We start from the raw sequence: 13,150 nt of genomic DNA on the forward strand, positions 1-13,150 counted from the left end.
TTTTTGGGGTATCATATGGATGATAACCGAAAGCATGCCGCCCGCAGCCAGGGGGATGCCTTGGATCGATGCACACCTTGACACGCTGCGGCTCGTTTGATTAAAATGTAAGAAATTATAGGTATATCCGAGGAAGAGATAAGTACGAAAAGCTTGCCTTGAACAGAGAGCCGGAGGAGCTGGAAACCGGTCTTGGCGAATTTCGGAAAATGGTCTTGGAGGATCCGTTTTTGAGCGCTGCAGCCAGTGGCTGCCGTAAAGAAGCGGCGTGAGCCAGCGTTAATGGACGCCGTATGACGGCAGATGAGCCTGTTGCCCGCAAGGGTACGGGGAATTTGGGTGGTAACACGTGAGAATAACTCTCGTCCCATAGGGGCGGGGGTTTTTTGCTGTTTACTGCTGGTTTTCCTAAGGAATCGCTTGATGCGACAATCAATTTTACGGTAAAGGAAGGTTACAATGGCAGACAAAAAGACGTTTTATATTACGACGCCGATCTATTATCCGAGCGACAAGCTGCATATCGGACATGCTTACACAACGGTGGCCGGCGACGCCATGGCCCGCTACAAACGGCTTCGCGGATACGATGTCCGTTATTTGACGGGGACCGATGAGCACGGGCAGAAGATCGAACGCAAAGCGGCAGAGGCCGGAAAAACCCCGCAGCAGTTCGTTGACGACATCGTGGCAGGCATCAAGGATCTGTGGAAAAAGCTGGACATATCGAACGAAGACTTCATTCGTACCACGGAGAAGCGCCACACCACGGTGGTGCAGGAAGTATTCGAACGTCTGCTGAAGCAGGACGACATCTACAAGGGCGAATACGAAGGGTGGTACTGTACGCCTTGCGAGTCGTTCTTCCTGGAACGTCAGCTGGTCAACGGCAATTGTCCGGACTGCGGCCGGCCGGTGGAGCTCGTGAAGGAGGAGAGCTACTTCTTCCGCATGAGCAAGTATGTGGACCGCCTGCTTCAGTATTACGAGGAGAATCCGGATTTCATTCAGCCGGTATCCCGCAAGAACGAGATGATCAACAACTTCATTAAACCGGGTCTTGAGGATCTGGCTGTGTCCCGTACAACCTATGAGTGGGGGGTTAAGGTCAAGAGCGATCCGAAACATGTCATCTACGTGTGGATCGATGCACTCCTGAACTACATCACGGCACTCGGTTACGGTACGGAGGACACCAGCCTGTATGACAAATACTGGCCGGCGGACGTTCACCTGATGAGCAAGGAAATCGTGCGTTTCCATACGATCTATTGGCCGATCATCTTGATGGCGCTCGATGTGCCGCTTCCGAAAAAAGTGTTTGCCCACGGCTGGCTGCTCATGAAGGACGGCAAAATGTCCAAATCCAAAGGGAATGTGGTCGACCCGGTCACGATGATCGACCGGTATGGTCTCGACGCGCTTCGTTATTACTTGCTGCGCGAAGTTCCGTTCGGGGCGGACGGCACGTTTACGCCGGAAAGCTTCGTAGAGCGGGTGAACTCCGACCTCGCCAATGATTTGGGCAACCTGCTGAACCGCACCGTGGCCATGGTCGATAAATACTTCGGCGGGGAGGTTCCGGCTTTCTCGGCAGGCGTAACGCCTTTTGATGCCGCGATCGAGGAAGCGGCCAAGTCCGTTTATGACAAAGTCGAAACCGCCATGGAGAATATGGAGTTCTCGGTTGCGCTGACGGCGATCAGCCAGTTTGTCAGCCGCAGCAACAAATACATCGATGAGACCCAGCCGTGGACGCTGGCCAAAGACGAGAGCAAACGGCATGAGCTTGCTTCCGTTATGAGCCATTTGGTCGAGACGCTGCGGATTGCATCGATCCTGCTGCAGCCGTTCCTGACCCGCACGCCGAAGAAAATGTGGGAACAGCTCGGCTTGGCGGAAGGGGAATTGACAACTTGGGAAAGCGGACGCCAGCTCGGAGCGATACCGGCTGGTACGAAGCTTCAAAAGGGCGAGCCGATCTTCCCTCGCTTGGATGCGGAGCTGGAAGTGGCCTACATCGCTGAAGCGATGACTGGCGGCAAGAAGGCAGCCGAGGAAGAGCCGACGGGTTCGGCGGCAGCTTCGTCCGCCGATAGCGGAGCGGAGCCTGTGGAGCTCAAAGAGGAAATCGGCATCGAGGATTTCGCCAAGGTTGAGCTGCGCGTAGCACAGGTCATCGCCGCCGAGCCTGTCAAGAAAGCGGACAAGCTGCTGAAGCTGCAGCTGGATCTCGGGTTTGAGCAGCGGCAGGTGGTGTCCGGCATTGCGAAGTTCTATACGCCGGAGGAATTGGTGGGACGCAAAGTGATTTGCGTGACAAACCTGAAGCCGGTGAAGCTTAGAGGCGAAATGTCGCAAGGCATGATTTTGGCCGCTTCCTACGGGGATCAGCTCACGCTGGCAACCGTGCCGGAGGGCATGCCAAACGGCGCCATCGTGAAATAAATGACGCCTGCGTTGAATTAAGTTGGATCAGACGGTGTACCCTGTTAAGGGTACGCCGTTATTTTTTTCCTCTAATACGCGGGGTACCTGAGTTCTATATGAAAAACTAATAGTAACTTTTACGATTTGGTTGACAATCACGTCGAACTGCTCTTATAATCTTTTTAGTAAAGTTTACGATTAGTTGAGCGGAGCGAATGTGGGGGAGATGAACATGAACAAGAGAAAGAGCAAGAACAAACTGAACGGCTGGACCTGGAGCGTAACTTCGATGTTGCTGGCGATGCTCATCCTGTCGGGCTGCGGAAGCAAATCCGGCGGAAGCATTGTTGAAGGCAAGGTTAACGTCATTACGACCTTCTATCCAATATATGAATTTACGAAGGAAATCGGCGGAGACGAGGTCAATGTCGTGAATCTTCTGCCAACGGGCGTGGAACCTCATGATTGGACGCCGCGGAGCCAGGATATCGTCAATACCTCCAAGGCTCAGCTGTTTCTTTATAATGGTGCAGGGCTGGAAGGCTGGGCGCCTGGATTCTTAAAGGGTCTCGATAAAGATACGCAAGTGAAACCAGTCATCGTTTCCCAAGGGATCCAACTGATCGACGCCGTGGGGGATGATGGCCACGGGCATGGTGAAGCAGCCCATGAAGAGGAACACGACCACAGTCATGGAGAAGGCGCTGAAGCGCACGACCACAGCCATGAGGAAGGCACCGAAGAAGATCATGCAGGCCATGATCACGAGGAAGAGGCAGCCGAGACGAACACGGATACCCATCATACGGATCCGCATACTTGGGTAAGCCCGAAATCCGCGCTGGTCATGGCAGAAAATATCAAGAACAGCCTGGTCGAGGTCGATCCGGAACATAAGGACGGCTATGAACAGCGCTATGAAGCGTTAAAAGAGAAGCTGGTCAAACTGGATAACGACTTTGCGAGCGAGCTGTCCAAACTGCCGAAAAAAGATATCGTCGTATCCCACCAGGCATTCGGTTATCTATGCCGGGACTACGGTTTGACGCAGCATGCGATTATGGGACTGTCGCCAGACGCCGAGCCGAGAGCGCAGGATATCGTGAACCTGACTAAGACGGTGAAAGAGAAGGAAGTGAAATATATTTTCTTCGAAGAACTCGTATCGGATAAACTGGCCAAAACGCTGGCCAATGAAGCGGGCGTGGAAACCTTGGTGCTGAATCCGGTGGAGGGGCTGACCAAGGAGCAGGCAAGCAGCGGCGAGAATTATTTCACGCTGATGGAGAAAAATTTGCAAAATCTAACGAAGGCTTTACAATAAGGAAGAAGGGGGATCATATCCCCCTCTTCTTTCGTGTTATGAACGTATACGGACTCGTATATTTATTATAGAGAGACTACAGAGAGAAAGGCGGCCTGTTTATGGAGCCGGCAGCGCAGGATTGCCACCAACCTATCGTACAAATCAAGGATGTATCCTTTCATTACCGGGATCAACAGGTGATCAAGGATCTTAATTTCACCATAAAAGAGCGGGACTTCGTTGGCATCGTCGGATCTAACGGCGCGGGTAAAACCACCCTGCTCCGCATGATCGTCGGCTTGCTTCCCGCCGCGGAAGGGACCATTGAACTGTTCGGCCAGCCGATCCGTAAATTCCAGGACTGGGAGCGAATAGGTTATGTTCCGCAAAAAAATGCGTTCAACCCGCTATTCCCTGCCACCGTGCGCGAAGTCGTCATGTCCGGTCTATATAATCGAAAAAAAATGTTTCGCCGTTTGAGCCGCCTGGACCATCAGAAATGCGAGGACGCGCTGGAAGTGATGCGCATTCAGGATATTGCCGATAAACGGATCGGCGCCTTGTCCGGAGGCCAGCAGCAGCGCGTATTCCTTGCTCGCGCGCTGATCAATCGTCCGGATCTGCTTATACTGGACGAGCCGACAATCGGCATTGATGCGGAGACCCAAGCCGGATTCTTTGAATTGATCACCCATATGCATGCCCATCACCATATGACGTTCCTGATGGTCACCCATGATTTGGACATGGTCAAAGACTACCTGGGCGAATCGCCGGTATCGCAAAACGGAAAGATTCAGTTTTTCGTCCGGCATTCCCATGAAATCGAAAACTGCGCGGAAGTGGACTTGCAGCATTCGCTCGTATAATCATAGAAACAAACTTATGGATGCAGGAGAAGGAGACGTTGTCATTGCTTGATATTTTGCTTAGCGATTTTTTCCAGCGGGCGCTGATCGGTGGGGTTCTGATCGGGATTACGGCCCCGCTTATCGGAATATTCCTCGTGCTGCGCAGGCTGTCGATGATCGGCGATACGTTGTCGCACGTCACGATAGCGGGCGTGGCACTCGGATTTTTGATCGAAGTCTACCCGCTTGCCGCAGGATTGGTATTTGCGGTGCTGGCCTCTTTTGCGATTGAGAAGCTGAGAAAGGCCTACAAAAGTTATGCCGAGCTGTCCATCGCCATTATTATGTCGGGCGGCGTTGCGCTGGCCTCGCTGTTTTTCACGCTGGGAATGGGCTATAATACGGATGTCATGAGTTATTTGTTCGGAAGCATCTATACGCTGGATTCCACGGATATTTATATGGTAGGCGGCGTTACCGTCGTTGTCATTGCGGTAGTGGTAATGTTCTTCAAGGAATTTTTCCTGCTCAGCTTCGAGGAGGATGCGGCCAGCGTCAGCGGCCTGCCCGTCAAATGGATGAACATGATCATTACGGTGCTGACGGCGCTTGTCGTAAGCACCGCCATCAAGATTGTGGGCGCGCTTCTGGTCTCCGCATTGCTGACCATTCCGGTAGCGATCAGTTTATTGCTGGCGAGAAGCTTCCGAAGCTCCATCGTATTATCGGTGATCATCTCCGAAATTGCCGTTATCGGGGGACTGATGCTTGCCGGCGTATTTAATTTGGCACCCGGCGCCACCATCGTGCTGCTGCTGATCAGCCTGCTCATCATTACGCTTGTCGGCAAAAAGGGCTTTACGACATAAGGGGGTTCTAAAATCAAATGGCTGATATTAATATCGGCATCGCGTTTGCGGCCGGTTTCGCTTCATTTATATCTCCATGCTGCCTGCCGCTGTACCCGTCCTATTTATCCATTATTACAGGCATGTCGGTCAATGACTTAAAGAACGAACAGAACCGCAAGGAGGTCCGTTTCCGGACCATGACGCACACACTCGCGTTCATCCTTGGGTTTTCTGCTGTTTATTACACTCTCGGTTGGGGGGCAGGCCTGTTCGGGGAGTTTTTCACGGAATACCAGGATCTGATTCGACAGTTATCCGCGCTGCTGATCATCGTGATGGGACTTATGCTTATCGGCATTTTCCAGCCTAAGTTTCTCATGAAGGACCGGAAATTCAATTTTAAATCCAAACCGACCGGATACATAGGAACATTTCTATTTGGTATCGGCTTCGCCGCAGGCTGGTCGCCTTGCGTAGGACCGATTTTGACGGCGATCATCGCGCTTGCAGCTTCCGATCCGGGAACGTGGTTCCCGCTGATCACTTCATATTCGCTCGGGTTTGCGGTGCCGTTTTTCATCCTGGCCTTTTTCATCGGCTCCACCCGCTGGATTCTTAAATATTCAAGCACGCTGATGAAGGTCGGCGGCGTCTTGATGATTCTGATGGGGGTTCTGCTCTTCACGGATCAAATGTACAAGATTACGATTTGGCTGCAAGGCATTACGCCGGAATGGCTTAAATTCTAATGGCGTTGGGTAAGGCTGGTTCAATTTATAGGTCCATATTGACATAGGCCCATATTGACATGAGGATTGGACCAGGACTTGCCAAGGGGTCTCAAAAACATGTATCATTACTAATGCAGGTAAAACAGTTTTATGGCACGGGTTATGTAATTATAGAAAAGAGGGAATAAGATGCCGACACCTAGCATGGAGGATTATTTGGAGCGCATCTACAAGTTGATCGACGAAAAAGGATATGCGCGCGTTTCGGATATTGCCGAAGGCTTGGAGGTTCACCCCTCATCCGTCACGAAAATGATTCAAAAGCTGGACAAAGACGAATATTTGATCTATGAAAAATATCGTGGTTTGGTTCTGACCAGCAAGGGCAAAAAAATGGGCAAGCGGCTCATGGAACGTCATCATTTGCTTGAGGAATTCCTTGAGATGATCGGTGTACAGGATGAAAACATTTACAGGGACGTTGAAGGAATCGAGCATCACTTGAGCTGGGATTCCATTACGAGAATTGAGACGCTTGTGGAATATTTCAAGCGTGATGAGAATCGACTTCAGGATTTGCGTGACGTTCATAACGAATTAGTCAACGAATCGTAATGTGGCATCTGTCCGCTTGTGACAGATGCTTTTTTAAACTGAACCGTCATATTTACATGGTTATAGTAATAGGTTAGATTACCTGCAAATTTCATATTTTCGGAGGATTAATAGAAATGAAGCTTCGTAGATGGTTGTTGGTGCTGATCATGCTGTTATTGTGTCTCCCGTCGGTGGTCCCAACCGCGCAAGCGAAGGCGGCTCGTATCAGCATTCAGCTGGACGGTGTAAACCTGAACAGTGACGTATCTCCTTACATATTGCCGAAGGTTAACGTAACCATGGTTCCTACGCGGATCATCAGTGAAGGACTTGGCGCTTCGGTCGCTTGGAATCAGAAGTCGAAGACGGTAACAATCGGAAAGGACGGTTCGAGCCTGCAATTGACATCCGGCAAAAAAACCGCCCTCGTGAATGGATCATCGGTAGCACTGGATGCTTCCGTTGAAATCAAGAACGGCCGGGTCATGGTTCCGCTGCGTTTCATCAGCGAGAATCTGGGCGTTCAAGTGGAGTGGAATCAGGCGGCACAGCGCATCTCGCTGTCCACAGGCTCGGTCGTCGTTCCTCCGCCGGTATCAACCGGGGATGAAGTCAGAGGGGCCTGGATATCCACCGTGTTCAATCTGGACTGGCCGAAAACGAAGACCAGCGCGGAACAGCAGCAAGCCTCTTACATCGCCTTGCTGGATTCGCTCCAGGATGTCGGCATCAATACCGTGTACGTGCAGGTACGTCCGGCCGGTGATGCATTGTATCCTTCCACCATGGTACCGTGGTCGAAGGTGTTGACGGGCATTCAAGGTGCCGATCCGGGTTACGACCCGGTTGCTTTCATGGTAGAGGAAACGCACAAACGGAATATGGAATTTCACGCTTGGTTTAATCCATTCCGGGCGAACACCGATATTTTGACGGCATCGCTCCATCCGTCCCATGTTGCGCTAAGCCATCCGGATTGGATCGTGAATACAGGCAAGCAGCTGTACATCAACCCTGGGATTCCAGAAGCCAGGCAGCATATCATCGATACGATCATGGAGGTCGTTAACGGATACGATATTGACGGCATCCATCTGGACGACTACTTCTATCCGTCCAATACGGTCTTTAACGATGACGCGGCATACCGCGAGTTCAATAATGGGGCCTACGCCAATCTGGCGGATTGGCGCCGCGGAAATATCAATGCCTTTGTCCAATCGCTCGGAGAGAGCATTCATCGCGTGAAACCGGACGTCGAATACGGAATCAGCCCTTTCGGCGTATGGCGTAACCAGTCCGTGGATAAGACGGGATCGGATACGAAGGCCGGTGTAACGGCGTATGACAGCATGTATGCCGATGTGCGGACCTGGATCCAGAACGGCTGGATCGATTACGTTGCACCGCAGATCTACTGGAGCATGAGTAACCCGGCAGCCGACTATGATAAGCTGGTGGACTGGTGGGCCGGCGAAGTACAAGGAACCGGCGTAGATCTTCTGATCGGCCATGCCCCCTACAAACTGGGAACCAGCGAAATCGGCTGGCAGAGCGCATCGGAAATCATCAATCAATTGAAGTACAATCAAAACCATGCCGAAGTGAAAGGCAGCATTTTCTTTAGAGCAGAGAATATTTTAAGCAATCCGTTAGGCATTAAAGATCAATTGCAATCATATTATAGATAAATCTGCACGTCCTATAGGTATGAAACATCCCCCGCGCTCATACATAGTCATTAGACCATGTGAGGCGGGGGATTTTTATATGCAGATCAATGCGGTTTTTGAAGGCGGGGGGGTCAAGGGCATCTCGCTTGCCGGGGCTGTCAAGGCGGCGGAGAATGCCGGCATGGTATTCAGCCGCGTTGCCGGAACGTCCTCGGGCTCCATCGTGGCATCCGTGCTGGCAGCTGGTTACCGTGCTGACGAAATCAAGCGCATTATCGAGGAAACGCCCTTTCATTCGTTTCTCCAGAGGGCACCCATTTTTAATACAAAGTTTATCGGTCCTGCCTTGCGGGTCTTGATTAAGAAAGGGCTCTATTCCGGAGAAGCTCTGGAGAATTGGATAAGGGAAATCCTGCTGGCCAAAGGGATATTTACCTTCTCGGACATCCCGGCAGGGAAGCTTTATATCGTGGCATCGGACATCACCAATGGCAGGCTGCTGGTGCTTCCGGATGATCTCCGCCAATACGGGATCAATCCTGCCACCTTTCCGGTAGCCAAGGCTGTGCGCATGAGCTGCAGCATCCCCTATTTTTTTGACCCCGTCATCCTGCGTTTGTTGGGCAGGGCCGCAAAAGGCAAATCGTTCGGCGAGCAATTTGTTTATATCGTGGATGGGGGACTGCTCAGCAACTTCCCCTTATGGCTCTTTGATCGCGAATCGAAGGGTGGGCCTAAGCCCCTGCCGGTGCTGGGCTTTCAGATGGTCGGGAAGAACAGCAACCTGCCTCATCTGATCGAAGGCCCGATCGGGATGTTAACCGCCATGTTCGAGACGATGCTCTCCGCACACGATGAACGTTATATCGAGCAGCAAAACCGAAATCGCACGATCAAAATTCCGACGCTCGGCATCGGCACCACCCATTTTAATCTGACCAAAGAGGAAAGCGAGAATTTATACAATTCCGGTCTGACGGCCGGCACGATGTTTTTCACCCGCTGGAATGCCGAACATTAAAAAAACCGTCCACCCGGCATATGCATGCGCGGGCGGGCGGTTTTTCCGGTTAATGGTATTTAGGAACATCATCGGATGGGTCGGATTTTCCTTTGTGCCCATCGATCACTTGAAACGGATACTGTTTACGTTTAGCCGTTGGGTTGCTTTTGCGTACGGTGCTGTTCTTAGCCGCCGCCAGTTTCGCGGCCGTCCGCTTGGAAGGCTTCACCTTGGGACGTTTGTTAAAACGGCGTGGCGGGAACTTGTAAAGCACATACACGACAGCAACAATAATTAGAGGAATCAATATTCTCATTCTTGATCCAGGGTCTAACAGGAATACCAGTAGCCCTATGGCGGCCAATGTTATCGCCGTCCAAAAAATGATCGCATGCCTTCTCATGGATTATCACCCTTTCGCGGGATCCAGCACACTTCCTGTCACAGATTGGTGAACTGTAACATTCTCGTATTGAGCATCTAACTCACGCATTCTGTTAAAGGATGCGATGGATACTTCAACTTGATCATCAGTAGGTTCCTTCGTCGTCAGAAGCTGCAGCCACAGACCGGGATATCCGAGGAAACGGAGTACCGGCAGGTCCCGCATGGCATTGGTCAATTTCAGGAATTCAAAGGAAACGCCAAGCACGACCGGAAGAAGCGCAATTCTTTGAATGACCCGCTGCGTCATGGTATCCCATGGCACCACCGAGTAGACAACAACGCCGAGCACAATGGTCAGCATCATGAAGCTGCTGCCGCAGCGATAATGCAGCCGCGTATATTTCTGAACGTTCTTCACCGTCAACTCTTCGCCGGCTTCGAATGCGCTGATGACTTTGTGTTCGGCGCCGTGGTACTGAAAGAGCCTTTTTATGACCGGTGTTTGGGAGATCGCCCATAGATACACGAGGAGCAGTATTAATTTAATAACGCCTTCAATCAGGTTATGCACGATATAGTGATCAAATGTATCGCCAAAAAAGAAATCCTCTACAAAAACAGGAACGAGTGTAAACAGCAGCTTGCCGAAAACAAAGGAAAGCACGCTGACGGCGGCCACACCGATAATCATGCTTAAACTCCAGCCGGAGTCTTCTTTCTCTTTCTGCTTCTCGCGTTCTTCGGGCTCCAGCGTATCGTCAGCATAAGCATCGGCAGAGTAATTCAAATGTTTGGAGCCTTTGATAGTAGAATCTATGAGACTGACGATGCCGCGAAGAAGCGGGATCTTCCGCAGCTTCCGAACCCATGCCTTGTCTTCGCGAGGCACCTCGAGAAACTTGATTTCATTATTTTTACGCCGCACGGCCGTCACATTCACATGCTTGCCGCCGAACATAACGCCTTCGATTACAGCTTGGCCTCCATAGCTGATCGGGGTTGACTTATCGGACAACCAGTTCACCCTCCCTGACATGTTATTCGTTCTATGAACTATTGTATCGAATTTTGAAAGTAATTTCTAGTTGGATTAGGGCAGGGGAAGCGGTGCATACTACTTTCAGAGATGAAATGGAGAAACAGCGGGGCTTTTCGATAACCGAAGAAGAGGAGAATCAATCCATGCATGAACATCAATTTCGTAAGCAGAACCAGATAACCAATCCGTTTACGTTTGCCCTGGAGCTAGGCTATTATGCCGGCCTGATCTGGGGGGGCGTGCTTTGGATCTTTTACTGGTTGAGATTCACGAAGGTCGTGCCCGGTTTTTTGCTGGAGCCATTCTTCAAACATGAATTCCTCAAGACCACAGCCGGGCAAATCGCAGGTTGGCTGTCTTTCATCGCCTTTTCCGTCATCGCTTCCCTCATTTATGTAACCCTGTTCAGGAAGCTGAAGGGCCCATGGCCCGGAATTGCTTACGGAATCGTGTGGTGGGCGGTTCTGTTTGTTGCGCTCAATCCCTGGCTACGGCTGACGGACCCAGTGAAGAAGCTGTCCTGGGATACAAACATTTCGGAGGTTTGTATTTTTATATTATGGGGCCTCTTTATCGGTTATACGATTGCGCAGGAATTCACCGACGAGAAACTGCGTGAACCGAAGAAGCTGACGGGTTAGCCAAGAAAAACTTCTCAACCCGATGCCGCCTATGGTAAAATAGCTTTTGGTTATTTGACGAAAAGGTGGGAAGCCCTATGAAATCCATATGGGTGATAAACGGACCGAACTTAAACCTGCTCGGCTTCCGGGAACCGGGCATTTATGGTTCGCTCAGCCTGCAGGCGATCGAAGATAATTTGCGTAAACAGGCGGATCTCGCCGGTATCGGTATTACCTTCTTTCAGTCTAATCATGAGGGTGCTATCATTGACCGTATTCATGAAGCGATCGGACAGGCTGACGGCATACTTCTTAATCCGGGAGCACTGACTCACTACAGCTACGCTGTGCGTGATGCCATCAGTTCTGCCCGCATTCCGACAGTGGAGGTTCATCTCTCGAACATTCACGCCAGAGAGGAATTTCGTCATACCTCCGTCATAGCGCCTGTGGCTGTCGGACAAATCGCGGGTTTTGGCGCGGCGAGTTACACATTGGGCTTGTCGGCTCTACTGCAAGTCCTGGTCGAGCAAGAAGGGTAGCTCCTATTTCGGGATAAGGGTGAGAGGAGAGTGGTTAGAATGAGTAACAAACGAGTGATTAAACTGCGCGAACAGCTTCAAGCCAAAGGTTTGACGGCTATGCTGGTTGCAAGCCCGATCAACCGCAGATATTTAACGGGCTTTACCGGTTCAGCCGGATATGTGCTGATCACACGCGATGAGGCCTATCTGTTGACGGATTTCCGCTATATGACGCAAGCACCGCAGCAAGCCGTCGGTTTTAAAGTGGTCGAGCACGGGCCGAAGGTAATGGAGACGGTCAAGGATCTGTTGTCTTCCGAAGGCATCGCATCGCTCGGATTCGAACAGGACCATGTTACATACGGCGTGTTTTCCGCATATTCGGAACAGCTCGCGCCCATCAGCCTGGTGCCGGTTTCGGGCCTTGTAGAAGATTTGCGTATATTCAAGGATGCCGAAGAGTTGAGCATTATGCAGCGGGCAGCGGATTTGGCTGATCAGACGTTCAGCCATGTCCTGACGATTCTGGCTGCCGGCAAAACGGAACGGGAAATCGATCTCGAGATGGAAATGTTCATGCGCAAGCATGGCGCAACCGCGTCTTCCTTCGACACGATCGTTGCTTCCGGCGAGCGTTCGGCGCTTCCTCACGGCGTAGCCAGCGAGCGGGTCATTCAAGGGAACGAATTCGTTACGTTTGATTTCGGCGCGCTGCTGGACGGGTACTGCTCCGATCTCACGAGAACCGTGGCGCTCGGCAGTCCTGATCCGAAGCTGAAGGAGATCTATGATATCGTGCTCGAAGCGCAGCTTCACGCACTGGATCATATTAAACCAGGCATGACGGGACGCGAAGCAGACGCTTTGGCTCGCGATATTATTTCGCGTTACGGATACGGGGAATATTTCGGCCACAGCACGGGGCACGGATTGGGCATGGAAGTTCATGAATCGCCGCGGCTGTCCAAGCTGAGCGATGACGTGCTGCAGCCCGGCATGGTCGTAACGGTGGAGCCGGGCATTTACCTGCCTGGTCTTGGCGGTGTCCGCATCGAAGATGATATCGTCATCACGGAAACGGGCATTCGCATACTGACAAGCTCGTCCAAAGATTACACCGTACTGTAAAAAGGGT

13 protein-coding genes are annotated in these 13,150 nt (G+C 51.4%); 11 read left to right on the forward strand and 2 right to left on the reverse strand.

The window, feature by feature from the left end; all coding sequences use genetic code 11:
• The first annotated feature begins 459 nt into the window (after positions 1 to 459).
• From metG to P0X86_RS11445, 8 genes are all read left to right on the forward strand, one after another.
• Positions 460 to 2,448: a methionine--tRNA ligase gene (gene metG, locus P0X86_RS11410; RefSeq protein WP_096773221.1), complete on the forward strand. Its 1,989-nt coding sequence runs from the start codon at positions 460 to 462 to the stop codon at positions 2,446 to 2,448.
• 214 nt (positions 2,449 to 2,662) lie between these two features.
• On the forward strand, positions 2,663 to 3,754 hold the full coding sequence (locus tag P0X86_RS11415) for a metal ABC transporter solute-binding protein, Zn/Mn family (RefSeq protein ID WP_096773222.1): 1,092 nt from the start codon (positions 2,663 to 2,665) through the stop codon (positions 3,752 to 3,754).
• Positions 3,755 to 3,855: 101 nt separating this feature from the next.
• A complete protein-coding gene (locus tag P0X86_RS11420) occupies positions 3,856 to 4,605 on the forward strand; it encodes a metal ABC transporter ATP-binding protein (RefSeq protein WP_036665754.1) in 750 nt (249 codons plus the stop codon).
• Between the two features lie 20 nt (positions 4,606 to 4,625).
• A complete protein-coding gene (locus P0X86_RS11425) occupies positions 4,626 to 5,456 on the forward strand; it encodes a metal ABC transporter permease (RefSeq protein ID WP_175495141.1) in 831 nt (276 codons plus the stop codon).
• Positions 5,457 to 5,473: 17 nt separating this feature from the next.
• Entirely contained in the window at positions 5,474 to 6,187 is a 714-nt protein-coding gene (locus P0X86_RS11430) for a cytochrome c biogenesis CcdA family protein (RefSeq protein WP_009591263.1), read from the forward strand.
• 171 nt (positions 6,188 to 6,358) lie between these two features.
• On the forward strand, positions 6,359 to 6,784 hold the full coding sequence (gene mntR, locus P0X86_RS11435) for a transcriptional regulator MntR (protein WP_009591262.1): 426 nt from the start codon (positions 6,359 to 6,361) through the stop codon (positions 6,782 to 6,784).
• A gap of 116 nt (positions 6,785 to 6,900) precedes the next feature.
• Entirely contained in the window at positions 6,901 to 8,457 is a 1,557-nt protein-coding gene (locus tag P0X86_RS11440; RefSeq protein WP_096773223.1) for a family 10 glycosylhydrolase, read from the forward strand.
• Between the two features lie 79 nt (positions 8,458 to 8,536).
• Entirely contained in the window at positions 8,537 to 9,460 is a 924-nt protein-coding gene (locus P0X86_RS11445; RefSeq protein ID WP_015734444.1) for a patatin-like phospholipase family protein, read from the forward strand.
• Positions 9,461 to 9,509: 49 nt separating this feature from the next.
• On the opposite strand, the gene P0X86_RS11450 is transcribed toward P0X86_RS11445, so the two are convergent.
• Positions 9,510 to 9,845, reverse strand: coding sequence for a hypothetical protein (locus tag P0X86_RS11450; RefSeq protein ID WP_009591231.1), 336 nt, complete (start codon positions 9,843 to 9,845; stop codon positions 9,510 to 9,512).
• Positions 9,846 to 9,851: 6 nt separating this feature from the next.
• Positions 9,852 to 10,844, reverse strand: coding sequence for a DUF1385 domain-containing protein (locus P0X86_RS11455; protein ID WP_009591233.1), 993 nt, complete (start codon positions 10,842 to 10,844; stop codon positions 9,852 to 9,854).
• 167 nt (positions 10,845 to 11,011) lie between these two features.
• Here P0X86_RS11455 and P0X86_RS11460 point away from each other — a divergent pair, with 167 nt between their 5' ends.
• The 3 genes from P0X86_RS11460 to P0X86_RS11470 all read left to right on the forward strand — a co-directional run bounded on the left by P0X86_RS11460 (position 11,012) and on the right by P0X86_RS11470 (position 13,143).
• A complete protein-coding gene (locus P0X86_RS11460; protein ID WP_096773508.1) occupies positions 11,012 to 11,509 on the forward strand; it encodes a YqhR family membrane protein in 498 nt (165 codons plus the stop codon).
• A gap of 77 nt (positions 11,510 to 11,586) precedes the next feature.
• Entirely contained in the window at positions 11,587 to 12,033 is a 447-nt protein-coding gene (aroQ, locus tag P0X86_RS11465; RefSeq protein ID WP_009591244.1) for a type II 3-dehydroquinate dehydratase, read from the forward strand.
• Positions 12,034 to 12,072: 39 nt separating this feature from the next.
• A complete protein-coding gene (locus tag P0X86_RS11470) occupies positions 12,073 to 13,143 on the forward strand; it encodes a M24 family metallopeptidase (RefSeq protein ID WP_277748539.1) in 1,071 nt (356 codons plus the stop codon).
• The last annotated feature ends 7 nt before the right edge of the window (positions 13,144 to 13,150 follow it).

Origin of the sequence: Paenibacillus sp. BR1-192 (assembly GCF_029542445.1) — a bacterium.
GTDB classification, from domain to species: Bacteria; Bacillota; Bacilli; order Paenibacillales; family Paenibacillaceae; genus Paenibacillus_AQ; species Paenibacillus_AQ lautus_A.